We start from the raw sequence: 22,508 nt of genomic DNA on the forward strand, positions 1-22,508 counted from the left end.
GCGGGTCAGGCGCGACCGAGGGCGTGGGCCAGTTCCTGCTTGTTCATCTTCGAGCGGCCGTCGATATTGCGGCGGCGGGCTTCCTCGTAGAGCTGATCGCGGGTCTTCCCACTCCCCTGGGCCCGCTGCCCGCCGCGCTTGGACGACGCCCCCGAAGCGGACTTGCCGCCCGAGCCCTTGGTCTCGCCGTGCCGGGATCGCGTCTTGTTGACCGTCGCCGCGGCGATCTCCTCGGCGCGCTTCTCACTGCGACCACGGTCACGCTCGGACTTCTTGATGTCCTTGTACTGCCGTTCGCGTTTCGCACTCCACGTCTGCTGGGGCATGACATACACCTCCTGGGTCCGGGAACGACGTTCTCTTCCGCGCCTACCCGCGGATCCGCCCGGGAAACCGCCGCTCGTGCACCGGCGCGAGGGCCGGTGACCGCGACACCCCCGGAACTCGTCGGCAGCCGGAGTGAGACGACGATCACTGATAGTTTGCCGTGACGAATTCCTGCGCATCGGTGTCCATCACAGGAGCAGCGGAGGAGGTGCCGGTGTGACCACGACGTCGCCCGCACCCGAGACAGAGCTGGACGACGCGACCCTGGCCGGGCGAGCGCGTGACGGCGATGTCCGGGCATACGAGCAGCTGGTGCTGCGCTACCAGGGACCGATGTTCCGGTTGGCCGCCAAGATGCTGGCCGACCGGGCCGAGGCCGAGGACGTGACCCAGGAGGTGTTCCTCAAAGCCTGGCGCACGATCACCCGACTACAGGACGACGCGGCCTTCGCGGGCTGGCTGTACCGGATGACGACCAACCGGTGCCTCAACGTCCTGCGCGCACGGCGGGTCCCCGCCGATGTCGACCCCGACACGACGGCCTCGACCCGCACCGACACCAGGCCCGAGCACGCCACGGAGGTGAACAGCCAGATGGCCGCGCTCACCGACGCGCTGCAGCAGCTGACGCCGGAGCAGCGCGCGTGCTGGCTGCTGCGCGAGGTCCACGGCCGGTCCTATGACGAGATCGCCGAGATCGTCGGCGCCAACAGCACAGCGGTGCGCGGGCGGATCGCACGTGCCCGAGCCCAACTGGCAGAGGTGATGAAGCCATGGCGGTGACCAACCAGACCGACAACGACTACCTGCTCCCCTGCGGACGCGGCCTGGAGCAGGTCTGGGATCGGCTCGACGCGCCGGACGCCGACCAGCACGAGGCCTCGTGCCCGCACTGCGCCGGGGCCAGGGAGAGCCTGCTCACCCTGCGCAACGCCACCAGGGAGCTCATCGACGAACCCGACCCGCCGCCGCCCGACCTGTTCGGCCGGATCATGTCCGCTGTGCGGGCCGATGTGCGCCGCGGCCGCACCCTGTCCGTCGACACGCCCCACCCCGGCGCCGTCCAGGTCAGCGAGCAGGCCGTGGCCACCGTGCTGCGATTCGCCGCCGACACCGTCGACGGCGTGCGCGCACGCGGCTGCCGGGTGCGCAGCAGCGAACCCGGATCCGACGGCGAACAGGAGATCACGGTCGAGATGACCATCGCCGTCCGCAACGGCGCCCACGCCATCGACACACTGGTCGCCGCGGTGCGTGAACGCGCGCGGGCCGCGACCACCGCGCGGGTCGGGGTACGGCTCGGCAGGCTCGACATCACCGTGGTCGACCTCTACGAGGAGGACAGGTGACGGGCCCGGCCCCCGCGACCGAGCTGGTCGTCGGGGACGCGGTGATCGCCGGCGTGGCCGCCCGAGCGGCGGCGCAGGTGCCGGGCGTGGCCAGGCTCGAACCGGGCGTCCTCGGACTGGTCGGGCATCTCGCCCGCTCCGGGCGGCAGTTGTGGATCGGCCGCGAACCGGCCGCGTCGGCCGGAGTCAGGGTGCGCCGCGCCGGTGGCCTGCTCGACATCCAGATCGATCTGGCGCTCTCGGCATCGGGCAACGTCGTCGAGGTCGGCGGCGCCGTGCAGCGGGCCGTGGCCGAGGCCGTCACCGAATCCACCGGCGCCGAGGTCGACTCGGTGCGGGTGTACGTGCTCGACATCGAACCGGGGCGGCCGTGAGCGGCGACGAGGACCTGACCGACCGGATCATCGCGGCGATCGACGCCATCGACGGCGCCCACCCCGCGGTCCCGATGGGTCTGCAGAACAGCCGCTGGCTGCCGTGGAACGCGGGCAGAGCCGCCGTCGACCTGGGCGAGGAGACGGTCGAGATCCGGGTCGTCGCCACCACGCTGCCGCTGGCGCCCCTGCTCGAGAAGCTGGACTCGGCCGTGCGGCCGGTCCTGGCCGGAACCAGCTGGGCCGGCGCCGGATTGCGCGTGCACGTTGTGGATCTCGACGTCGACGCCTTCGCCGCCGACAGCGATCCAGATCACTCATCGGGACCGTGACGATCGCCCGACGGCGGTGTCCTACCTATGACAGTTCGTCAACCCTTGGAACACAAGACAATCGGGAGGCATCATGTCCAGCACGACCACCGAGAACGCCAAGGCCGTGGAGAAGGCCGGGGCCGGCCGGGACGGGTCGAACCGCCCGAGCGCCCTGGTGACCGATCAGGGCACCACCACGATCGCCGACGCCGTCGTCCAGAAGATCGCGGGTCTGGCGGCGCGGGAGGTCAGGGGCGTCCACGACCTCGGCGGCGGCACCGCTCGCGCGATCGGCGCACTGCGCGACCGCATTCCGGGCGCGTCCTCGAGCATCGGCCAGGGCGTCTCGGTCGAAGTGGGTGAGAAGCAGGCCGCCGTCGACCTGGAACTCGTCGTCGAATACGGCGTCGCCATCGCGGAACTGGCGATCGCGGTGCGCCGCAACGTGATCACGGCCATCGAGCAGATGACCGGGCTCGAGGTCGTCGAGGTCAACATCAACGTCAACGATGTCTACATCGAGGACGACTCCGCCGAGCAGCAGGCGCCGAGCCGCGACCGGGTGCAGTGACATGAACGCCACCACGATCTGCCTCGTCATGGGTCTGTCCCTCGGATTCGCCGCCGCCTTCGGTGGCTTGGGCGCGTTCGCTGTCGTGCTGATCTTCGGTGGCCTCGGCCTGCTGATCGGGCGCTGGCTCGACGGCGAGGTCGACCTGTCCGGGCTGTTGCGCTCGGCGCAGGATCGGGGCAGGCGGTGACCAGCGCCGCCGCCCCGCTCCCCGGCACGACCACGATCGGCGAGCGCGCGGTACGCCGCATCGCCGAGCGGGCCGCCGCCGAGGTGACCGGAGTCGGGCCCGAGGTGCAGGTGAGCGCGCAGGTTGTCGGGACCGGCGCGACCCTGCGCGTCCGGCTCCCCGTCCGCTATCCGCTGTCGGTGCGCGGCGTGACCGAGCAGTGCCGCGCGCATCTGATCACCAGGACCGAGGAGCTGACCGGGCTCACCGTGCCACGAGTCGACATCGAGGTCTCGGCCATGGTGCCGGAACCGCCCGAAAGGAGAGTCCGATGACACGCCGCCCACGCCGGGTCGTCCCGGCCGTCGTCGCCGCGCTGGCGCTGTGCGCCGTCGCGGTGCTCGTGGTGGTGTCGCTGGTCCAGCGGCTCACCGGGACACGGGAATGGGTCTCCTACGACAGCATCGCCACCCGGCTGCACCAGACGGCGTGGGGTAGCGGATGGGTGCTCGGCGTCGGCATCGTCGTCGCGGTACTCGGCCTGGCCCTGCTGGCGGTAGCGGCGCTGCCGGGCAAGCCGGTGGTGCTGGCGCTCGAAGCCGGGGACGGCATCGACGCCGGCATCGCCCGCCGCAGCCTGCGCAACGCGCTCGCCGACGCCACCGGCGGGGTGGACGGCCTGGACAGATCCCGGGTCCGACTGCGTCGCAAGAAGATCCAGGTGTCGGGCCATACCCACCACACGGCCGAGCAGACCGCCCAGGACGTCGGGGTGGCGGTCGCGGAGCGGCTCGACCGGATCAAGCCGGCCGAGGTCCCCCGCTTGCGCACCAGCCTGCGCACCATCGGCCCCGGGGGTGCGCGATGACCACCGCCAACCGGCCGGCCCGGCTGAACCGCGGTGTGCTCGCACTGCTCGGCATCGTGCTCGCCACGGCGGGCGGACTGCTGATCGCGGCGCACTTCGGTGCCTTCCGGGTCTCCCCCGCGACCCCGCTGGTTCCCGGCACCGAAGAGCCGCCCAGCATCGTCTTCTACCTCGTGATCGCCGGCGCGGTGGTGCTCGCACTGATCTCGCTGCGCTGGCTGGCTGCCCAGTTCACCCGGCTGCCCAAGCGTGCCGTGTGGCAGCTCGGCGACACCGCCGGGCACGGCGGCACGATTCTCGGCTCCGGCACCGCCGCCGACGCGGTGGCCGCCGATGTGGCGACCTACGAGGGAGTCCGTTCCGCGACAGCACGTCTCGCGGGTAGCGCGACGGCCCCCGACCTGCATCTGCTCATCGACACCGATCCCGCCGCCGACCTGCCCGCCCTGCGCAGGCGCATCCTCGGCCACGCCGTGCCGCGCCTGCGCACCGCGCTCGACCTCGCCGCCATCCCCGTCACCGTCGAATTCCGCATCGCGGATCGGGGCCGGACCCGGCGCGCGCTGTAGCCGTTGTGGGGCCGCGGCCACGTTCGCCTCAGCCGGGCCGCGGTCCCTCGTCATCGCGGCCGCGCCGGCTGCCGGTATAGGCGCTCTCGCGGATCCGGTTGACCATGTTCGGGACCAACGCCACCTCGGCGGGATGGTTGAGGACCGGGTCGAAGAAGTCCGTGCGGTGCTCCCCCGGTTCGGCGCGGCGCAGGTCCAGCTCACCGATCGTCTCGGCGGGGCCGCCCAGCCCGTCGGCGGTGAGGGTGTAGCGCATCACCTGGCTGTCGAGGTAGTCGCCCACCGCCTGCAACGACGCGGTGTTCGGCAGCGCCTCGGGGTCGAGCGGCTCGGCGAACAACCACGCCGGTGAGGCGTCGGCGAACCGGTACGGCAACAGCGAGCCGAAACAGGCCGTCGACCAGCCGCGCGCCGGTGTGAAGACGAATCGGCCGAGGGTGCCGCGGCCCGTGGTCGCCAGCGCGAAATCCCACGGGTGATCGTCGCGATCGAGCACCCGAAACGCCAACCCGAGCACGTCGGGCACCCCGACCGGACTACCCAGTCCCTTCGACAGTCGGGCGATGACCGCCCGATCACCGGCCCCGAACCACTGTTCGTATTGCTGCGTCGGCCGGAATCGCCCGGCCAGGCGGATTCCCCGCGGGTGGAACACCCGCGCGTGCCGCACCCGCGCCGCGGTCTGGAACGCGGCGGACACGACGGCGTTCGGCAGGTCGGTGAGCCCGCGGAGATCGATCAGCGGTGCCTTCTTGCGCTCGTCGCCGTCCGCCTTCGTCGGCGTGCTCGCGCGAGGCCGCGGCGAAGCAGTGGGGGCGGGGAACGCACGGTTGCGGTAGTCGGATCCGATGTCGCTCTCGGTGTCGTCGCCGGAGAGCGGTTCCGGTTCACGCCAGTCCTCGACCCGGCCCGTGCCTCGGAGAGCCTTGTCCAGTTCGTCGGCCAACTCCGCGTCGTGGGCGGGTCCATGCTTGGTGTTGCCTCGTTCGATATCCAATTCGACCTCCTCTATCGGCCGTCGGCGACGCCGCCGAATCCAGCGGCGTCACCTCGCGCATACCCGACGTCGCGCTTCCGAACCGATCGCGGGGAACTCGACACCCGTGGTGAGCTTCGCCCGGCGTGGCGGCGACGTCGGGACACACTGGATCACCGGATGCTGTCGAGGACTCCGTGGAGGGTACGAGCGAAAGCCTCCGGCTGCCCCGGATAGCCGGACTCCGCACCGGTGAAGCCGCCGTGGTGGCTCGGGAAGACGACCGGTCGGCTGCCGAGTCGATCGGCGATCGCCGTCGAGGTGCGCTCGGTGACCGTGCCCGTCGACTCCTCGCCGTAGCCGAGCACGATCCGGGTCGGCGCCGCGGTGAGCGCGGGGAGGTCGGCGCGGAAGTCGAGGACCGGGCGGGATCGCTCCGAGAGCAGCGGGTGGTCGCGGGCGCCGTCGTCTTCGGCCGGCAGGCCGAACAACGCGGGATCCGCGGCGGGCGCGGCGAAGTAGTCGTCGGTGAATTCGCCCTGCCAGGAGGTCATCGCGATGAAAGCCGCCATGCCCGTGCCGAAGCCTTTCGCGGCGTAGGCCTCGCGGTACCCCGCCGCGGCCCGCTCGGCCGCGGCGGCATCGGGCAGCGCGGACAGCAACGGCGGTTCGTGTGCGACCAGGGTGGTCACGTCGTCGGGGTGCGCGCTCACCAGCGCGAACGCGACGATGGCCCCGCCGCTGCTGGCGAAGATCTCGACCGGGCCCGCGCCGAGCGCCTCGATGACGGCGTGGACGTCCTCGGCGTGCACGGCGGGGACGTTGTCGACCAGGCCGTCGGTGCGGACACTGCGACCGAGCCCGCGCGGGTCGTAGGTGACGACCGTGCGATCGGGGAAATGCGACGCGAGCGCGGTGAAGCCACTCGCGTCCATCGGGAGGCCGATCATGAGCAGCGGCGGCCGTCCGTCGGTGGTCGGGAGCGGCCCGTGGACGTCGTAGATGAGCGTTGCGCCGGGAGTAGCGAGCGTGTGTGTCGTCATGCCGATAGTGACGTGTCCGGCGGCGAGAACTCATCGGTGACCCGGTGCGGCGGGCTACCTCGGCGGCCGGAAGCCGCCGATCTTCTGCTCGAGCAGTTCGGCCAGCCGCAACGGGGTGCGGTCTTCGAACATCGGTCCGATGAGTTGCACGCCCACCGGCAGTCCTGCGGTGGACAGACCCGTCGGGATGGCGGTCGCGGGCAGGCCGGGCATCGTGGCCAGACCGGCCCAGACGAGCTGGTCGAAGTACGGGTACGCGCCGCCGTCGATGTCGATCCGGCGTTCCAGCAGATCAGGGTTGTGATCGTGCGGGAACGCGGGAGTCGGTGTGATCGGGCACACCACCGCGTCGAACTCGGCGAACAGCTGACGCCAGCCGTGGCGATGCAGTTCGCGACGGTTGGTCACCGCGAGCCAGTCGCGGTGGGTGAACACCATGGCGCGCAGCCGCGCGGCGTCGAGACTCCGGTCGTCGGCGTGGAGTTCGGCGGCGCGGGTTTGCAGCTGCTCGTAGGCGTCGACGGGAAATCGTGCCACCGAGCCCGAGAACAGCAACTGTGTGTAGAGCGTCCCGGCTTCGGTCAGGTCGGGCAGCAGCGGACTGTGCCGTTCGACGCGGGCGCCGCCGTCGATCAGCGCGTCGGCCACCCGGTTCACCCCCGCCCGCACGGCGGCGCCGGTGGGTATGAGCGGATGGTCCTCGACGACCAGGACCCGGAAGTCGGCCAGCCGCTCGTGACGCGCGGGCGGCAGCGTCACGTCGTAGGCCCGGCCGTGTGTGAGCGGGTCCGGTCCGGCCATGACGTCGAGCAGCAGGCCCAGGTCGCGGGCGGTGCGCGCCATCGGACCGACGACCGCGAGGTCCAGATCGATCGGCAGGGCGGGCGCGTCCGGGGCGACCATGCCGCGCGTCGGCGCCAGCCCGACTGTCGGCTTGTGCGCGTAGACACCGCAGAAATGCGCGGGAGTACGCAGCGAACCGGCCAGGTCGGAACCGAGGGACAGCGCGCCGAACCCACATGCCAGGGCCGCCGCCGAGCCGCCGGAGGATCCACCCGAGGTGCGCTCGTGATCCCACGGGTTGGTGGTGGTGCCGTAGATCTCGTTGAAGCTCTGGATATCTTGCAGGCCCAGCGGCACATTGGTCTTGCCGAGCACGACCGCGCCCGCGGCCTCGAGCCGCGCTACCTGGACCGCGTTCTCGGTCGGGACATAGTTCGCGTGCTGCGGCATACCCCAGGTCGTGGGTAGCCCGGCGACGTCGTAGGACTCCTTGACCGTCATCGGGATGCCGAGCAGCGGCCGATCCTCGCCGCGGGCACGCGCCTGATCGGCACGATGTGCGGCGGCCCGCGCGCGGTCGAAGTCCGGTACACAGATCGCGTTGATCGCCCGGTCCTCACGCTCGATACGGGCGATCGCCGCCTCGGTGAGTTCTGCCGAGCTCACCGAACCGGCACGCAGGGCAGTTGAGAACTCTTCGGCCGACTGAAAATTCCACTCCACGTATTCGACGTTATTGCGCCCCGTCAGAAGCCATAAAACCCCGTTTCGCACAACGGGGTGCTTGTCTCAGCGCGAGCGGTCGCCACCACCTTCGCGCCGGCCGAGCGGGATCGGGACCGACGACCTGCGATCCGGGTTGTGCCATCCGCTTCCCCGGATTCGGTGGTCCGGCGTGCGATCCTCGACAGGGAATCGACGCTCGACTGTTCGCTGGAGACCGAAGTTCTTACACGGAGAACGAATCTCAGCAGGAGGTCGCTCGAATGCGTGTCTTTACCGTCCTCGCGACAGCTCTCGGAGCGACCATGACAACGCTGGCGCTGCTGTCCGCGCCGGCCGTGGCCGAAGTCGCCGCCACCGTCGACGCCGAGACGCTGATGTCGTTCGCATTCGGTCCGGGCGGAGCCCGCAGCGAATGTCACAGCGGTAAGCACCTGTGTGAGCCGAACGAATTCACCTGCGACAACGACAGATGCGTTCAGAAACAATGGCTGTGCGACGGTGACGACGACTGTGGCGACGGCTCCGACGAGCGGAACTGTCAGTAGCGGGCGCTCAGTCCGCGGCCACCTCGCTGCGGTCACCGCTCCACAGCGTGTGGAACTTGCCGTCGGCGTCGATGCGCTCGTAGGTGTGGGCGCCGAAGAAGTCGCGCTGGCCCTGGGTCAGGGCGGCCGGAAGGCGCTCGGCCCGCAGGGCGTCGTAGTAGGACAGCGAGGACGCGAACGCCGGGACCGGGATTCCGAGCAGGGTGGCGGTGGACACCACGCGCCGCCAGCTGTCGATCGCGGTCTCGATGGCCTCGCGGAAGTAGGGCGCCAGGATCAGGCTCGGCAGGGCGGGGTCCTGCTCGTAGGCGTCCTTGATCCGGTTCAGGAACCGGGCCCGGATGATGCAGCCGCCGCGCCAGATGGTCGCCAGATCACCGGGGTGCAGATCCCAGCCGTATTCGGCGCTGCCCGCGGCGATCTGGTCGAAGCCCTGCGCGTACGCGACGACCTTCGAGGCGTACAGCGCCTGCCGGATGTCTTCGGTGAACTGCTCGACATCGGTGGGCTTGTCGGCCAGGGTGCCCGACGCCAGGCCCACCGCGGCTTTGCGCTGGGCCCGGGAACCGGACAGCGCTCTGGCGAAGACCGCCTCGGCGATGCCGGTCACCGGCACGCCGAGATCGAGCGCTGACTTGACCGTCCAGCGGCCGGTGCCCTTCTGCTCGGCGGCGTCGACGATGACGTCGACGAGCGGCTTGCCGGTCTTGGCGTCGACCTGGGCGAGCACCTCGGCGGTGATCTCGACCAGGTAGCTCTCCAGGTCGCCGGAGTTCCACTGCGTGAACACCTGCGCGATCTGCCCGGCGTCGAAGCCGAGCGCGTCCCGGAACAGGTGGTAGGCCTCGCCGATCAGCTGCATGTCGGCGTATTCGATGCCGTTGTGCACCATCTTGACGAAGTGCCCGGAACCGTCGGGGCCGATGTGGGTGCAGCACGGGGTGCCGTCGACCTGGGCCGCGATCGACTCCAGCAGCGGGCCGAGCGACTCGTAGGACTCCTTCGGTCCGCCCGGCATGATCGCGGGACCGTTGAGCGCGCCTTCCTCGCCGCCCGAGATGCCCGCACCGACGAAGTTCAGGCCCCGCTCGCGCAGGGCGGCCTCGCGGCGGATGGTGTCGGTGTAGAGGGCGTTGCCGCCGTCGATGATGATGTCGCCCGGCTCCATCACGGCGGCCAGTTCCTCGATGACGGTGTCGGTCGCCTCGCCTGCCTTGACCATGATCAGCACCCGCCGCGGCTTCTCCAGCGCCGCGACGAACTCCTCGACGGTCTCGGTGCGGACGAAGTCGCCGTCGTCGCCGTGCTCGGCGAGCAGCGCGTCGGTCTTGGCCACGGAACGGTTGTGCAGCGCGACGGTGTAGCCGTGCTTGGCGAAGTTGCGGGCGATGTTGCTGCCCATCACGGCCAGGCCGGTGACACCGATGTGTGCACGCGCGGTAGAGGTCGACATTGCTCAGCTCTCTTCGTTCGGCGGGTCCGACGGGTGCGGAAGACGGCTTCCTTGGCAGCCAAGTTACTGGGTGCCGATCCGCGGCCGAACACTTACCACCGTGAGCGGGGCTGCGCGCGCACCCGGGCGGCGTCCGCGTGTCGGTGGTCGCTGCTAGTGTCGGTCGAGTTCCGACACGGGGTGTCTCGCGACCGCGAGGCTGAGAACAGACCCGCTGAACCTGTTCAGGTAATGCTGACGAAGGGATGTCACGGTGTTGCGCGCCCACACCACAAATACCGGCTTGTTCACCGATCACCTCTGGGACCGGACCAAGGTCCTGCGCGGTGCGATCGACGAGCTGGCGTTCCTGCGCCACCTCGGCGAGGGCACGTTGCCGCTCGAGGTGTTCCGCACCTACATCGAGCAGGATTCGCTGTATCTCACCGGGTACTCGAAAGCGCTGGCGATCCTGGCCGCCAAGTCGCCGGACCCGCAGACCGCGGCGTTCTGGGCGACCTCGTCCGCCAACGCCGCCGCGGTCGAGTCGGCCATGCACGATCAGCTGCTCACCGGTGGAGCGCTGCCCCCGCGGCAGGGCGACGCGGAGCATTCGCAGACCTGCCTCGCCTACGTGTCCTTCCTGATCGCCGCGGCCGCGACCGAGTCCTACGCCGTCGCCGCGGCGGCCGCGCTGCCCTGCTTCTGGATCTACGCCGACGTGGGCCGCGGCTTGGCCGAGAGCGCCGCGAAGGTGATCGCGACCGATCCCGCCCATCCGTACGCCCAGTGGGTCAGCACCTACGGCGCGGCGGAGTTCCAGCAGTCCGCGGCCACGGCCCGCTCGCTGGTCGACGCCGCCGCCGACTCGGCGAGCGAGCAGGAGTGCGCGGCGATGGAGAAGGCGTTCGTCCTCGCCGTGCGCTACGAGTTGATGTTCTGGGACACCGCCCTGCATCCGCAGCCCTGGCCTGCCGCATGAGCGGGCGTCTTCGCCGCGCGTTCGCGGTCATGGCCACCGCCGTCGCGGCGCTGTCGCTGCTGACCGCCTGCGGTTCGGGCGGCGGCTCCGATCAGACGATTCGGTTCGCGCTGGACTGGACGCCCAACACCAACCACGCCGGGCTCTACGTCGCGTTGCAGCGCGGCTATTTCGCCGACGCCGGTCTGGATGTGCAGGTCCTGCCGTACAACAACACCTCGGTCGATACGATGATCGACGCCGGCAACGCGGAATTCGGGATCAGTACCCACAATTCGTCGACCTTCGCCCGCGCGTCGGGCGCGCAGGTCAAGTCGGTGCTCGCGCCGCTGCAGCACTGGGCGACGGGCATCGGGGTGCGCGCCGATCGCGCCGACCTCGCGAGCCCGAAGGATCTCGACGGCAAGACCTACGCCGGCTTCGGCGACCCGGGTGAGCGGGAGGCGCTGCAGCAGGTCATCCGCAACGACGGTGGCCGCGGCGATTTCACCTCGGTGGTGCTGGGTTCGTCGGCCTACGAAGCGGTCTACTCCGGCAAGGCGGACTTCACTGTCTCGTACCTGGCGTGGGAAGGGATCGAGGCCGAACACCACGGCACCCCGATGCGATACTTCCGCTACACCGACTTCGGTTTCCCGGATTCCTACGCGATCGTGATCGACGCCAACGAGGGCTGGCTGGCCCAGAACCCGGACCGCGCCGCGAAATTCGTGCAGGCGCTGCAACGCGGCTACCAGTTCGCCGCGGACAACCCGGACGCGGCGGCGCAGGATCTCATCACCGCCAACCCGGGCGCGTTCACCGACGAGAAGCTGGTCTTCGAGAGCCAGCGCATGCTGGCCGAACAGTTCATGAAGGATGCCCAGGGCACGGTGGGCACCCAGACGGTGGAGCAGTGGTCGGCCAATTCCGGCTTCCTGTACCGGAGCGGCCTGCTGACCGGCCCCGATGGCAAGCCGCTGACCACCGAACCCGACTGGTCGACCTATTTCACCGATGAGTACCTCGCCGACCGGTGAGCTGCCCGTAGCCGCGTCGTCGCCGGCCCCCACCGGCGACGACGGCGGGACGGCGCGCTGGGCCGGGATCCGGTGGGCGATACCGTCGTTCGTCACGGTGGCGGCGCTCGTCGCCGGCTGGCAGGTCTACGTCACCAGCAGCGGTGTCCGACCGCAGGTGCTGCCGTCGCCGCTGCGGGTGGTCCAGCAGGGGTGGGCGCACCGGGACGAGATCCTGTCCCACGCCGCCGCGACGTTGCAGGTGACGTTGGCCGGGTTCGCGGTGTCGCTGACGCTGGCGTGGGTGCTGGCGGTGATCGTCGACTTCTCGCCGTGGCTGCGGCGGGCGCTGGTGCCGCTGTTCGTCGCGTCGCAGACCGTGCCGATCGTGGCGATCGCACCGTTGATGATCATCTGGTTCGGGTTCGGTCTCCTGCCGAAGATCCTGGTGGTCGCGCTGGTCACCTTCTTCCCGATGGCCATCGGCCTGATCGAGGGATTCGCCGCGGCCGACCGCGACGCGGGCGCGCTGCTGCGGAGCATGGGCGCCTCCCGGTGGCAGGAGTTCCGGTATGTGCGACTACCGTCCGCCCTGCCACGGTTCTTCACGGCGCTGCGGATCGGGATCACCTATGCCGTCGTCGGCGCGGTGTTCGCCGAGTACGTCGGCGCGAGTGCCGGTCTCGGCATCTATATGAGCCTGCAGAAGAATTCGTTCCGCACCGACCTGGTGCTGGCGGCGGTGCTGGTCACGGCGCTGCTGAGCATCGCGCTCTACCTGTCGACCTTCGCGATCGAACGCCTCGTCGCGCCGTGGTCGCGCGCGCAGAACAGGAGCCGACGTGACTGACGCCGAGCGCGACCGCATCGTCGTCGACAGTCTCACCAAGTCGTTCCCGCAACCCGGTCGGCGCAGCCCGGACCTCGCGGTGCTGGGCGGGGTGTCGTTCACCGTCCGATCGGGCGAGTTCGTCACCGTCATCGGACCGAGCGGGTGCGGCAAGAGCACCGTGTTCAACATGCTGGCCGGACTCGAATCCCCCGACTCCGGCAGCGTCGGCTTCCGCGCGGCCGACGGCGAGGACACCGCGTCGCACTGCGCCTACATGCCGCAGAAGGACCTGCTGTTCCCCTGGCGATCGGTGCTGGACAACACCATCCTCGGTTTACGTGTCCAGGGCGTCCCGAAAGCGGAGGCGCGGCGCCGGGCCCGCGCGCTGTTCCCGGTCTTCGGGCTGTCCGGCTTCGAGGACGCCCGCCCGTCCCAGCTGTCGGGTGGGATGCGGCAGCGGGCCGCGCTGCTGCGGACTGTCGTCCAGGAGCGCGAACTGCTGCTGCTCGACGAACCCTTCGGGGCACTCGACTCCCTGACCCGCACCGAGATGCAGTCGTGGCTGCAGGAGGTCTGGCAACGCTACCGCTGGATGGTCTTGATGATCACCCACGATGTCCGTGAGGCGGTCTATCTGTCGGACCGCGTGATCGTGCTGTCGGCCCGCCCGGCCACCGTGCGCCACGAACTGCGCATCGACCTGCCGCGCCCGCGCGGACTGTCCATGATCACCGCGCCCGAGTTCGTCGCGCTGGAGGAGGAACTCCTCGCGATCCTGCACGAGGAGTCGCGCCGGGCGCTCACCGAACAGCGCTGACGCGACCGACCGACGGTCTGCCCACCACGGTGGTCAGTGCTCGAGCGAAGGGTCCCACCGGTTGGCGAGCATCGTGAAGCTCGGGAGGTCCGCCAGCGAGGTCGATGCCTCGTAGATGCGCTCGTAGCGTGTCGAGGCGATCCGCCACGCACCGTCCGGGTCGCGACGATAGGTGTCGGAATAGTATCCGCCGCCGCGGATCTGGACCTTCGCGTCCGGCACCAGGACGGTGTCCTCGAACGCCCAGGAACCCCGCGCGGTATCACCGTCGACGTCGATCTCGGGATGGTTGGCGATGTGGACCGTGACGATCCCGGGCCCGAGGTTCTGCTCCATGAACGCCACGACACGGGCCCGGCTGTCGAAATGCAGCGGCTCGGCCATGGCCTGGGTGCCATAGCGCGCGGAGATGTCCTCGGCGAGACAGTCCGCGAATTCGTCCCACAGTTTCAGGTCGAGTGTGCGGAAGTACCGGTGCTTGAGACGCTTGATCTCCTCGATCGCGACAAGGTCCATGGCCGGAGTGTAGAACGTGTTCTAGATCGAATGCGCGGAATGCCCATCACCGCGGTCCGAGCCGGGTGCCGGCAGGCCCGGCCGCAGCCCTCGCGGGCCCGGTGATCGCGTTATGCGGCCGGGGCGATGTTCTGATTGAGATGGAACAGGTTGGCCGGGTCGTAGGCCTTCTTGACCGCCGCCAAACGGTCGTAGTTCGGGCCGTAGTTGGCGCGGATGCGGCTCTGGTCGTCGGAGGCCATGAAGTTGATGTAGCCGCCGTCGGCGGTGTGCGGTTCGAGCGCGGCGTGGTAGTCGCGCACCCACTCGGTATTGGATTCGTTGTCGATCGGGTCCGGCCACATACCGGCGATGACGGGAGCGAAGTTCACGTTTCGGTAGGCGAACGCGGTGGCGTCCACCGCGACGTCGTGCACGGCGCCATCGATCGGGTAGAGGTGCATGGTGGACTGCATGGCGGGGACCCGGGGACCGAACGCGAGATGGGCGGCGATGGCGCCGTCGGTGAGCTCGGGCTGGAACGCCGCCTTCCAGTAGTGCTGTAGTCCGGCGGGAAGCAGCGCGTCGAAGGCGCTGTTGAGCCCCGGATAGGGCATCCGGCCCACGTGCTCGGCGACCGGCGTCGCGACCGCTCGAAGGTCCGCGAGCAGTGCTTCGCCCTCCTCGTCGCTGCCGTTGAAGCACGAGACCACGAGCATGAAGGGCTCACCGACCCGGTCTTCGGGGATGAAGGGCAGCGGCGGGGCGATCTGGAAGGCGGGGAAGGCGCCCATCGCGCGCGGTGCCGCGGCGATCCAGTCACGGTAGGTCCGCAACAGCTTCTCGGCGGCGTCGAGCTCGAAGAACATGGGTCCGCCGTAGATGGTGTCCACGGGATGCAGGTCGAACTCCAATTCCGTCACCACTCCGAAGTTGCCGCCGCCGCCGCGCAGTGCCCAGAACAGGTCGGGGTGCTCGGTCGCGTTCGCCGTCACGAAGGTGCCGTCGGCCAGGACCACGTCGGCGGATCGGAGGTTGTCGATGGACAGACCGTAGGCACGGGCGAGGTACCCGATTCCGCCGCCGAGGGTCAGACCGGCCACGCCGGTGGTCGAGATGATCCCGCCGGTGGTGGCGAGGCCGAAGGTGTGCGCGGCGTGGTCGAAGTCGCCCCAGGTGCAGCCGGCCTGTACCCGGGCGATCCGCCGCTCGGGATCGACGCGGATGCCCTTCATCGCGGAGAGGTCCACGACGATGCCGTCGTCGACGGTGCCGAAACCGGGGACACTGTGGCCGCCGGCGCGAACGGCCAGGTCGAGTCCGCTCTCCCGGGCGGCGTCGACGGTGGTGCGCACGTCGGCGACGTCGACGGCGCCGACGATCGCGAGAGGCGTGCGGTCGATCATCCCGTTGTAGACCGAGCGCGCCCGGTCGTAGCCAAGCGACTGCGCCGTGATCACCTCACCGCGAACCGCTTCGAGCATGGTCAGTGCCGGCGTGCCGTTCATGTCTGCTCCTGGAGGTCGAGTCGAGCCGGTGCGGCGATCAGCCGCGCAGTACGTGGTCGTGGAACTGGCGCATCTGCGCCACCGGACCGACCTCGAGGAAGACGGCTCCCCCGGCGGAGGTGGCGGTGTGCCCGGCCGGCCAGTAATAGACCTCTCCGGCGTTCGCCGTCTCCACCGTGCCGTCGGCGTGCTCGAGCCGCAACGACCCGGCCAGCACGATTCCCCAGTGCGGGCAGGGGCACCGGTCGTCGGGAAGACCGTGCAGGACGGGGCCGAAATCGGTCCCGGCCGGCACGCTGGCGTGCCGGATCGCCATGTCGCCCCACTCGATGTACCGGGTCACCAACTCGCCCTGGGCGACCTCGATGGGCAGGTCCTCGATCGGCGTTGCCATGGCGTGCTCCTCGGTCGGCGTTACCTGTGACGCTACGGAGCGCCCGCCCGGTGCGCCTGACCTGATCTGATCGAATCGGCGTCGCCGCGAGGGGGTCAGATCGGACTATCTCCGTGGTCGTCGAATCCGGCTATGGTCGAGAAGTGACGGAATCGGCTCCGCCGAGAAGTGGCACGGCCTTTGTCGGCCGCCGCGCGGAAGTCGCGCGGCTCGAGGCCGTCTGGGCCGCGGTCGAGGACGATCGGCGACAGGTCGTCTTCGTAGGCGGCGAGCCCGGCGTCGGCAAGACCCGGCTGGTGAGCGAGGCGGCCGCGGCGCTGCGCGCGCACGGTGCCACGGTGCTGTGGGGTGCGTGCCGGGAAGACCTCGACATTCCGTACCGGCCCTTCGTCGCGATTCTCGAGCAGGCGATCGAACAGACCCCGCCGGAAATCCTGCGGACTATCGCGCCCGCGGCGGCAGCCCCGCTGCTGCGCCTGACCACCAGCGTGTCGCGGTACTGGCCGTCGGCCGAACCGAACCCGGGCGACCGAGACTCCCGGCCCGTGCTGTTCGACGCTCTCCTGCGGGTACTGCTGGCGACCATCGAGCGCCGCCCCCTGGTCATCGTCCTCGAGGATTTGCAGTGGGCTTCGGAACCGACGCTGGCGATGCTGTCTCATCTGGTCGAGTCCACGGCCGGTGAGCGGCTACTCGTGTTGGCGACCCTCCGCACGACCGCCCCGGATCGCACCGACGCGGTCAGCTTCGCGCTGGCCGATCTGCATCGTCTCGACGGTGTCGCCCGGATCGACCTCGTCGGCCTGAGCACCGACGACGTGGCCGAGTATCTCGTTCGCGCTGCCGGGGTGTCCCGCGCGTCGGCGAGATCGGCAGCGCCGGTGCTGCGTGACCACACCGGCGGGAACCCGTTCTTCCTCCAGGAGTACTGGCACGATCTGGCCGGCCGTGGCGGTCTGACCGCGGTCCGTTCCGGCGTCGCCGCCCCACGTTCGGTCCAGGATGCACTCGCTCGCAGGCTGGCGGCCTTCGATGTGCGCCACGCACGCGTGATCGAGCTGGCCGCGGTCGCCGGCGACGTCGTCGACCCCGAGGCCCTGTCCGACGGACTCGATTCGACCGAGGTCCTCGCGGGGATCGACTTCGGCGTGCGCGCGGGCCTGCTCGTCGCGGGTGCGGCAGACGGCGACTATCGGTTCGCGCATGCCCTGGCTCGTCAGGCCGTGCTCGACCGGATGTCGGCCGGCGACCTGGCGGCCGCGCACGCGCGGGTCGCCGTGGCCGTCGAGAAGCGGGACCCGACGCGGGTGGCCGCGCTGGCCCATCACTACTTCCGGGCGCGCGCCCTGGGACACGCGGACAAGGCCGTGCACTACTTGGTACTCGCCGCCCGCCAGGCCGAGCGCGGGATCGCCCATCGCGAGGCGGCCGTGCTGTACGAGCGCGCGGCGCAGGTGCGCGTCGCGCGAGGACCGACCCGGGTCGAACTCCTCTCGGCGGCGGCGCGCTGTCACCTGCACGGTGGTGACTTCCCGACCGCCCGTCGGCTCTACGAAGAGCTCGCCACGGATGGGGACCCGCGTGTCCGGCTGACGGCCGCGATCGGACACGAGGACGCGTCGTGGCGGCCCTCCGCGAGCGGGGAGCGCTCGCTGACGCTGCTGAGTGAGGCATTGCATGCCGCGGCGCTGGACCACGACGATCCGCTGTCGGTCCGCGCCCGCGCGAGCATGGGACGGGCCGCGTCGTTCACCGGCGATTTCCGGCGGGCTCGCCGGATCGGCGAGGACGCGTTGACGCGGGCCAGGACCATCGACGACCCGGAGCTGACCGCGCATGCCCTGTGCACGACGCTGTGGCAAGGCCTGCGCCCGGACCTGGCGCCCGAGCTGCTGGCGCGGGCGGTCGAGCTCAACGCGATCGGTGCGCGCCTCGGTGACGACGACTACCGGGGGCCCGCCGCCTTCCACCGCGCGGTGTTCGCCTACCTTCTCGGCGACGAGGCGGCGTGGAGCGGAGCCCAACGCGATCTGACCGAGTTGGCGCTGGCCCGCGGACAGCCGTTCTTCCGGTACGTCGCGGGATGCTCGCGCTGCGCGCACCGGTTCGCCGTCGGGGACTTCGCGGGCACCGAGCGGATCAGCGACTGGCTCGACGACCAGTTCGCCCACGAGTTCGGCGGCGCGACCGAGGGGTCATGGGGCGTGCAACAGTTCATGCTCCGGCGGGTCACCGGCGGCCTGGAACAGATTCGTCCGCTCATCTCCGGGCACGAGAGCTTCGACGATCACTGGTTGCCTGGCTTGCTGGCCCTGTACACGGAACTGGAGATGTGGGAGGCGGCCGCGCGCGTGCTGACCTGTCTGTGCGACCGGCTCGGCGATCACCGCTTCGGGGCGCAATGGGCGGGGGTGCTGGCGTTCGCCGCCGAGGCGGCGGTCCGGCTCGACGACACCGCGGTCGCGGCGACACTGCGCCCGTTGCTGGCCGAGTACGCCGGCGCCAATCTGATGGCGGGCGCGAGCGTCGCGGTTTTCGGCAGCGCTGATCGCTATCTGGGCGAGCTGGACTCCGTGCTCGACGCGCCCGGCGCCGATCGGCACTTCGAGCGGGCGCTCGCGATGGACCGCCGGATGGGCGCGGTGACCCATCAGGCCGAGACCCTGGCTGCCTGGTGCAGGCACCGGCTCCGACACCCCGATGCCGTGTCGGGGCCGGCCGCCGTCGACCTCGCCACCGAGGCCCGCGCCCTGGCGCGACGGATCGGGCACCGCCGTATTCTGCGGGATCTGGACGCCGATCCCGCTCCCCGTTCCGAGCACGTCCCGCACCCGAACGGGCTGACCGACCGCGAGGTGGATGTGCTCCGTCTGGTCGCCGATGGTCTGTCCAATCGCGAGATCGGTGAGCGGTTGTTCATCAGCGCCAACACTGCCGCCAACCATGTGCGCAGCATCCTGATCAAGACGGGTGCGCCGAACCGCACCAGGGCCGCGATCTTCGCCACCGAACACGGACTGCTGTTCTAGCCGGTGACCGGCCCGTCCGCGGTCGACAGCGGCGCGAAGGCGCCGTCGGGTGTGACGGTACCGGACAGTTCCAGGATGGCGTCGGCGGGAATGCCCGCCCGGACCGCGGCGGCGCGGATCGCCTCGACGTTGTCGGCCTCGTAGAGGCAGAAGGTCTTGCGTTTGTCCAGCGACAGGAAGGAACTGAGCCAGCGCACGCCGAACTCGTCGTTGATCCGATTGATCTCCGCGGCGGTCTCCGGGGCCACCTCGAGCTGTTCGGCGAATTGCCGCTCCACGATGAATACCGGCATCGACTGCGCCCCTTGATCGTGCTCGGGCGGCGGCCGCACGGTGCACCGGCCCGAACGGCGGTCCCCGATTCACGGTACCAAGGCCGCCGGGCGCTGTTCAACGTTCCGCGCGGACCGACGGCGCGGGACTTGCCGCCCGCGCCTACCGGAGCCTCCCCGAGCACCCGTCGATCGCCACGACGATGGTGATGCCCGACTCCGCCCCGCCGCCGAAGGACGGCAGGGAGCGGCGACCTTCGACCTAGTCCGCGTGCAGATACACCGGAACAGCGGCGTGCCCGTTGGAGATGAAACTGGGCATCGGCGCCAGCTCGGCCGGGCTCGTGGCCAGGCGCATTCCCGGGAATCGATCGAACAGCGCGGGCAGGGCGACGGCCGCTTCGAGCCGGGCCAGTGACGCGCCGATGCAGTGGTGTGCGCCGTGGCCGAAGGCGAGATGCTGTTCGCGGGTGGCCCGGGTCGGGTCGAACTCGGCGGTGGTGGCGCCGTGGACCTTCGGATCGCGGCTGGCACCCGCGTAGGAGGCCAGGATGGCTTCGCCCTTGCTGATCCGATGCCCGCCGTCGACGTCGATGTCCTCGACCGCGTACCGCAGGGGCAGGTGCGCCACCGGGGCCTGGTAGCGCAGGGTCTCCTCCACCACGTCGGCCCACGACACCCGGCCCTCGGCCACCGCGGCGCGCTGCTCGGGATGGGTGAGCAGCGCGACGATCGCCTGATCGAGCAGGTTGACCGTCGTCTCGTGGCCGGCGTTGATGACCAGCATCAACGTGTCGACGAGTTCCTTCTCCGACAGGTGGGAATCGTCGTCGTCGCGCGTGGCGATCAGCACGCTGGTCACGTCGTCACCGGGGTGCTCGCGCCGATAGGCGACGAGTTCGCCGATCAATCCGTACATTTCGAGGTAGTTGGCCTGCGCCTGCTCGGCGGTGAACGAACCGTCGAAGAAGCCGTCCACACACTTGTGCAGCGCGGGTCCCAGCCCGTCCGGTACACCGACCAGTTCGGTGATGACCCGGATGGGGACCGGATAGGCGAAGCCGCTGCGCAGATCGACCGGCTCGCCCGCAGGGACGGCTGCCAGCGCGTCGAGCAGGCTCTCGGTGATCTCGGCGATGCGCGGACGAAGCGCGGTACTGCGACGGTGGCTGAACGCCGGGGAGACCAACCGGCGCAGCCTGCGGTGATCGGCGCCGTAGGCGGTGAACATGTTGTCCACCGCCACCCACGGCAGCAGCGGCCAGGCCTCGGTGATCTCGCCGTTGATGAACGACATCCAGTGCTGCCTGGGGTCTTTCGACACGCGGGGGTCGGCGAGCAGGCTCCGGAGCACGGCCTGGTCGGTGACCGACCAGGCGGGCACCCCACCGGGCAGCTCGACCAGCGTCACCGGGCCGCGCTGCTGAATGCGCGCCGACTCACCTTGGATATCGGCACCGGTGGTATCCAGCACGATCGGTTCCATGACATTCTCCTTCATATCAGGGACCGCGGCCCGTGATCGATAGTGCCGCAGCCTGTTTCGGCCGCGTGGTGGGCAACTTACCGCGCGGCCGGACCGCTCAGGGGACGAACAGCGGCGCCGACGGCGGGAAGTCGATCGGCAGCGTCGTCATCGCGCGGTGGAAAGGCCCCGGCCGCCAGGCGATCTCCGCCACGGGCACGGCCAGGGTCAGGTCGGGCAGCACGTCGAGCAGCTGGTCCAGCGCGTCCTGGGCGATCTGATAGGCGACCGAGCGAGCGGGGCAGGCGTGCGGGCCCGCGCCCCAGGCGAGGTGGGATCGGTTGCCGTTGCGGTCGCCCTGGGCGATCGACGGGTCGTTGTTGCACGCGGACAGGCTGATCACCACCGGCTCGTTGGCGGGCAGCCACACGTCGTCGATCATGACCGGCTGCCGCGGATAGGTGGTGCAGAAGTTCGCCATCGGCGGGTCCAGGAACAACACCTCGTCGAGGGCGTCGCGCGTGGACAGACTGCCCGCGATCACACCGCCGCCGAATCGGGAGTCGGTCAGGATGAGCAGCAGCGCGTTGCTGATGAGGTTCTGCATCGGCTCGATACCCGCGCCGTAGAAACTGATCAGGTTGTAGAGCATCTCCTCGTCGTCGAGACCCGCGCTGTGGTGGGCCAGTCGCGAGGTCAGGTCGTCGCCCGGGTTCGCGCGGCGCAGGGTGATCAGCTCGATCAGCGCCGCCGACAGATGCTCCATGCCCCAGGCCGCGTTCACGGTGTCGAACAGCGCGGCCATGCCGGTGGCCACCCGCTGTCCCAGCTCCGGGGTGCACCCGACCACCCGGTTGAGCGTCTCGAAGACCAGCGGAAACGCGTACTGGGTCAACACATCCGCCGAACCCGCCGCACAGAACGAATTGATCAGTGAGATCGCGATCTGTTCCACGGTCGCGTGCAGGGCGTGGTGGTCGATGGAGTCGATCGCGGCGACGTAGGCCTGCCGATAGCGAGCGTGGACCGGCCCGGAATTGCGCAGCGCGTTCGGGTACCACTGCATCATCGGCCGCACCGGGCAGTCCTCGGGAATGCTGTCCTGCCACGGCCGCGGATCGGCCGGAAAGTTGTCGGGGTCGTTGAGGATTCGCACCGCGGTGCGATACCCGAGCACCAGGTTGGCCGGGACGTCCGGCGACAGCTCGATCGGCGCTATCGCCCCGTACTTTTCGCGCATGGCGCGGTAGTTCCCGTGCGGATCGGCGGCGAACTCGGGCGCGTAGACGTGCCCCTGCACCGGGCAACCAGCATCCTGCTCGGCGTACGACGACCGCGGCGCGAGCCGACGGGAGACATGGACGTCCTCCACAGACAGTGTTCCTTCCCGAGGGACGGCAGGTGTACCCGAGCTCTGCCATCAACACATCGCGACGACACTGCCACACCGATGGAACCGCCCGGATCGGCGCGACATACCGGTCGGTAACAGTTCAGGTCCTCGCGCTGTCAGGAAACTTCCTGTCCCCCAACGCTGTTACTTGCGCCGACTCGTCATCGAGCACTCGCTCGCCGGGTCGGTGGGGGCCGCGGAGTGGGACATCATCCGAGGGACATGTCCCGTTTCCCACCGTCCGGCTCGACTGGCAGTGTCGCGGGCGGCGGGTACG

Annotated in this window: 26 protein-coding genes and 1 riboswitch; of the genes, 15 read left to right on the forward strand and 11 right to left on the reverse strand. The window is 70.0% G+C overall.

Going from position 1 to position 22,508, the window contains the following annotated elements:
* Positions 1-5: 5 nt before the first annotated feature.
* Positions 6-326: a plasmid stabilization protein gene (locus ATM97_RS12150; protein ID WP_218718097.1), complete on the reverse strand. Its 321-nt coding sequence runs from the start codon at positions 324-326 to the stop codon at positions 6-8.
* A gap of 217 nt (positions 327-543) precedes the next feature.
* Between ATM97_RS12150 and ATM97_RS12155 the strand changes: the two genes are divergently transcribed.
* The 9 genes from ATM97_RS12155 to ATM97_RS12195 all read left to right on the forward strand — a co-directional run bounded on the left by ATM97_RS12155 (position 544) and on the right by ATM97_RS12195 (position 4,541).
* Positions 544-1,110: an RNA polymerase sigma factor gene (locus ATM97_RS12155; protein ID WP_218718098.1), complete on the forward strand. Its 567-nt coding sequence runs from the start codon at positions 544-546 to the stop codon at positions 1,108-1,110.
* The gene (locus ATM97_RS12160; protein WP_218718099.1) at positions 1,101-1,676 is read left to right on the forward strand and encodes an Asp23/Gls24 family envelope stress response protein; all 576 of its coding nucleotides are present in this window, start codon (positions 1,101-1,103) and stop codon (positions 1,674-1,676) included. The genes ATM97_RS12155 and ATM97_RS12160 overlap by 10 nt, the downstream gene beginning before the upstream one ends.
* Positions 1,673-2,050 (forward strand): Asp23/Gls24 family envelope stress response protein, encoded by a 378-nt coding sequence (locus tag ATM97_RS12165; RefSeq protein ID WP_218718100.1) that lies wholly within the window; start codon positions 1,673-1,675, stop codon positions 2,048-2,050. Before ATM97_RS12160 ends, ATM97_RS12165 begins: the two co-directional genes overlap by 4 nt.
* The gene (locus ATM97_RS12170) at positions 2,047-2,382 is read left to right on the forward strand and encodes a hypothetical protein (protein ID WP_218718101.1); all 336 of its coding nucleotides are present in this window, start codon (positions 2,047-2,049) and stop codon (positions 2,380-2,382) included. Before ATM97_RS12165 ends, ATM97_RS12170 begins: the two co-directional genes overlap by 4 nt.
* A 73-nt stretch (positions 2,383-2,455) precedes the next feature.
* Entirely contained in the window at positions 2,456-2,935 is a 480-nt protein-coding gene (locus tag ATM97_RS12175) for an Asp23/Gls24 family envelope stress response protein (RefSeq protein ID WP_218718102.1), read from the forward strand.
* A gap of 1 nt (position 2,936) precedes the next feature.
* Entirely contained in the window at positions 2,937-3,125 is a 189-nt protein-coding gene (locus ATM97_RS12180; protein ID WP_019050519.1) for a hypothetical protein, read from the forward strand.
* Positions 3,122-3,439, forward strand: a complete 318-nt coding sequence (locus tag ATM97_RS12185; protein WP_218718103.1) for an Asp23/Gls24 family envelope stress response protein — start codon at positions 3,122-3,124, stop codon at positions 3,437-3,439. Before ATM97_RS12180 ends, ATM97_RS12185 begins: the two co-directional genes overlap by 4 nt.
* On the forward strand, positions 3,436-3,972 hold the full coding sequence (locus ATM97_RS12190) for a DUF6286 domain-containing protein (protein ID WP_218718104.1): 537 nt from the start codon (positions 3,436-3,438) through the stop codon (positions 3,970-3,972). The genes ATM97_RS12185 and ATM97_RS12190 overlap by 4 nt, the downstream gene beginning before the upstream one ends.
* Positions 3,969-4,541 (forward strand): alkaline shock response membrane anchor protein AmaP, encoded by a 573-nt coding sequence (locus ATM97_RS12195; RefSeq protein ID WP_218718105.1) that lies wholly within the window; start codon positions 3,969-3,971, stop codon positions 4,539-4,541. The genes ATM97_RS12190 and ATM97_RS12195 overlap by 4 nt, the downstream gene beginning before the upstream one ends.
* A 28-nt stretch (positions 4,542-4,569) precedes the next feature.
* On the opposite strand, the gene ATM97_RS12200 is transcribed toward ATM97_RS12195, so the two are convergent.
* The 3 genes from ATM97_RS12200 to ATM97_RS12210 form a co-directional block, all read right to left on the reverse strand.
* On the reverse strand, positions 4,570-5,538 hold the full coding sequence (locus ATM97_RS12200; RefSeq protein WP_255587604.1) for a hypothetical protein: 969 nt from the start codon (positions 5,536-5,538) through the stop codon (positions 4,570-4,572).
* A gap of 152 nt (positions 5,539-5,690) precedes the next feature.
* Complete coding sequence (locus ATM97_RS12205) at positions 5,691-6,560, reverse strand: alpha/beta fold hydrolase (RefSeq protein ID WP_218718106.1); 870 nt, start codon at positions 6,558-6,560, stop codon at positions 5,691-5,693.
* A 54-nt stretch (positions 6,561-6,614) separates the two neighbouring features.
* Positions 6,615-8,117: an amidase gene (locus ATM97_RS12210; RefSeq protein ID WP_308248455.1), complete on the reverse strand. Its 1,503-nt coding sequence runs from the start codon at positions 8,115-8,117 to the stop codon at positions 6,615-6,617.
* Between the two features lie 254 nt (positions 8,118-8,371).
* Here ATM97_RS12210 and ATM97_RS12215 point away from each other — a divergent pair, with 254 nt between their 5' ends.
* Positions 8,372-8,614, forward strand: a complete 243-nt coding sequence (locus tag ATM97_RS12215; protein ID WP_218718108.1) for a hypothetical protein — start codon at positions 8,372-8,374, stop codon at positions 8,612-8,614.
* Positions 8,615-8,621: 7 nt separating this feature from the next.
* On the opposite strand, the gene gndA is transcribed toward ATM97_RS12215, so the two are convergent.
* Positions 8,622-10,067 carry an NADP-dependent phosphogluconate dehydrogenase gene (gene gndA / locus ATM97_RS12220; protein ID WP_218718109.1) on the reverse strand — a complete coding sequence of 482 codons (1,446 nt, stop codon included), beginning with the start codon at positions 10,065-10,067 and terminating at the stop codon, positions 8,622-8,624.
* 166 nt (positions 10,068-10,233) lie between these two features.
* Positions 10,234-10,330, forward strand: a riboswitch (TPP riboswitch).
* Here gndA and ATM97_RS12225 point away from each other — a divergent pair.
* The 4 genes from ATM97_RS12225 (at position 10,321) to ATM97_RS12240 (ending at position 13,675) form a co-directional block, all read left to right on the forward strand.
* Positions 10,321-11,028: a TenA family protein gene (locus ATM97_RS12225; RefSeq protein WP_218718110.1), complete on the forward strand. Its 708-nt coding sequence runs from the start codon at positions 10,321-10,323 to the stop codon at positions 11,026-11,028. (Overlaps the previous riboswitch by 10 nt.)
* Positions 11,025-12,047 carry an ABC transporter substrate-binding protein gene (locus ATM97_RS12230; protein WP_218718111.1) on the forward strand — a complete coding sequence of 341 codons (1,023 nt, stop codon included), beginning with the start codon at positions 11,025-11,027 and terminating at the stop codon, positions 12,045-12,047. The genes ATM97_RS12225 and ATM97_RS12230 overlap by 4 nt, the downstream gene beginning before the upstream one ends.
* On the forward strand, positions 12,025-12,876 hold the full coding sequence (locus tag ATM97_RS12235; RefSeq protein ID WP_218718112.1) for an ABC transporter permease: 852 nt from the start codon (positions 12,025-12,027) through the stop codon (positions 12,874-12,876). Before ATM97_RS12230 ends, ATM97_RS12235 begins: the two co-directional genes overlap by 23 nt.
* Complete coding sequence (locus ATM97_RS12240; RefSeq protein ID WP_218718113.1) at positions 12,869-13,675, forward strand: ABC transporter ATP-binding protein; 807 nt, start codon at positions 12,869-12,871, stop codon at positions 13,673-13,675. The genes ATM97_RS12235 and ATM97_RS12240 overlap by 8 nt, the downstream gene beginning before the upstream one ends.
* Positions 13,676-13,708: 33 nt before the next feature.
* Here ATM97_RS12240 and ATM97_RS12245 read toward each other — a convergent pair whose 3' ends face one another.
* From ATM97_RS12245 to ATM97_RS12255, 3 genes are all read right to left on the reverse strand, one after another.
* A complete protein-coding gene (locus tag ATM97_RS12245; protein ID WP_218718114.1) occupies positions 13,709-14,191 on the reverse strand; it encodes a nuclear transport factor 2 family protein in 483 nt (160 codons plus the stop codon).
* Between the two features lie 110 nt (positions 14,192-14,301).
* The gene (locus ATM97_RS12250; protein ID WP_255587605.1) at positions 14,302-15,678 is read right to left on the reverse strand and encodes an FAD-binding oxidoreductase; all 1,377 of its coding nucleotides are present in this window, start codon (positions 15,676-15,678) and stop codon (positions 14,302-14,304) included.
* 37 nt (positions 15,679-15,715) lie between these two features.
* Positions 15,716-16,072, reverse strand: a complete 357-nt coding sequence (locus ATM97_RS12255; protein WP_218718115.1) for a hypothetical protein — start codon at positions 16,070-16,072, stop codon at positions 15,716-15,718.
* A 143-nt stretch (positions 16,073-16,215) separates the two neighbouring features.
* On the opposite strand from ATM97_RS12255, the gene ATM97_RS34880 reads away from it, so the two are divergent.
* A complete protein-coding gene (locus ATM97_RS34880; RefSeq protein ID WP_218718116.1) occupies positions 16,216-19,101 on the forward strand; it encodes an AAA family ATPase in 2,886 nt (961 codons plus the stop codon).
* Here ATM97_RS34880 and ATM97_RS12265 read toward each other — a convergent pair.
* The 3 genes from ATM97_RS12265 to ATM97_RS12275 form a co-directional block, all read right to left on the reverse strand.
* Positions 19,098-19,394, reverse strand: coding sequence for a DUF4242 domain-containing protein (locus tag ATM97_RS12265; protein ID WP_218718117.1), 297 nt, complete (start codon positions 19,392-19,394; stop codon positions 19,098-19,100). The genes ATM97_RS34880 and ATM97_RS12265 overlap by 4 nt on opposite strands.
* Positions 19,395-19,635: 241 nt before the next feature.
* On the reverse strand, positions 19,636-20,859 hold the full coding sequence (locus ATM97_RS12270; RefSeq protein ID WP_255587606.1) for a cytochrome P450: 1,224 nt from the start codon (positions 20,857-20,859) through the stop codon (positions 19,636-19,638).
* 97 nt (positions 20,860-20,956) lie between these two features.
* A complete protein-coding gene (locus ATM97_RS12275; protein ID WP_218718127.1) occupies positions 20,957-22,138 on the reverse strand; it encodes a cytochrome P450 in 1,182 nt (393 codons plus the stop codon).
* Positions 22,139-22,508 lie beyond the last annotated feature (370 nt).

This window comes from Nocardia sp. MH4 (assembly GCF_019266065.1).
In the GTDB taxonomy this organism is placed as follows: Bacteria; Actinomycetota; Actinomycetes; order Mycobacteriales; family Mycobacteriaceae; genus Nocardia; species Nocardia canadensis.

Excerpts from the sequence above, each read along its gene's own strand:
- ATM97_RS12255 (WP_218718115.1), bottom strand. The coding sequence starts at position 16,072 with ATGGCAACGCCGATCGAGGACCTGCCCATCGAGGTCGCCCAGGGCGAG.
- ATM97_RS12245 (WP_218718114.1), bottom strand. The coding sequence starts at position 14,191 with ATGGACCTTGTCGCGATCGAGGAGATCAAGCGTCTCAAGCACCGGTAC.
- ATM97_RS12195 (WP_218718105.1), top strand. The coding sequence starts at position 3,969 with ATGACCACCGCCAACCGGCCGGCCCGGCTGAACCGCGGTGTGCTCGCA.
- ATM97_RS12265 (WP_218718117.1), bottom strand. The coding sequence starts at position 19,394 with ATGCCGGTATTCATCGTGGAGCGGCAATTCGCCGAACAGCTCGAGGTG.
- ATM97_RS12160 (WP_218718099.1), top strand. The coding sequence starts at position 1,101 with ATGGCGGTGACCAACCAGACCGACAACGACTACCTGCTCCCCTGCGGA.
- ATM97_RS12235 (WP_218718112.1), top strand. The coding sequence starts at position 12,025 with ATGAGTACCTCGCCGACCGGTGAGCTGCCCGTAGCCGCGTCGTCGCCG.
- ATM97_RS12215 (WP_218718108.1), top strand. The coding sequence starts at position 8,372 with ATGACAACGCTGGCGCTGCTGTCCGCGCCGGCCGTGGCCGAAGTCGCC.
- ATM97_RS12175 (WP_218718102.1), top strand. The coding sequence starts at position 2,456 with ATGTCCAGCACGACCACCGAGAACGCCAAGGCCGTGGAGAAGGCCGGG.
- ATM97_RS12205 (WP_218718106.1), bottom strand. The coding sequence starts at position 6,560 with ATGACGACACACACGCTCGCTACTCCCGGCGCAACGCTCATCTACGAC.
- ATM97_RS12250 (WP_255587605.1), bottom strand. The coding sequence starts at position 15,678 with ATGAACGGCACGCCGGCACTGACCATGCTCGAAGCGGTTCGCGGTGAG.
- ATM97_RS12150 (WP_218718097.1), bottom strand. The coding sequence starts at position 326 with ATGCCCCAGCAGACGTGGAGTGCGAAACGCGAACGGCAGTACAAGGAC.
- ATM97_RS12230 (WP_218718111.1), top strand. The coding sequence starts at position 11,025 with ATGAGCGGGCGTCTTCGCCGCGCGTTCGCGGTCATGGCCACCGCCGTC.
- ATM97_RS12270 (WP_255587606.1), bottom strand. The coding sequence starts at position 20,859 with ATGGAACCGATCGTGCTGGATACCACCGGTGCCGATATCCAAGGTGAG.
- gndA (WP_218718109.1), bottom strand. The coding sequence starts at position 10,067 with ATGTCGACCTCTACCGCGCGTGCACACATCGGTGTCACCGGCCTGGCC.
- ATM97_RS12180 (WP_019050519.1), top strand. The coding sequence starts at position 2,937 with ATGAACGCCACCACGATCTGCCTCGTCATGGGTCTGTCCCTCGGATTC.
- ATM97_RS12190 (WP_218718104.1), top strand. The coding sequence starts at position 3,436 with ATGACACGCCGCCCACGCCGGGTCGTCCCGGCCGTCGTCGCCGCGCTG.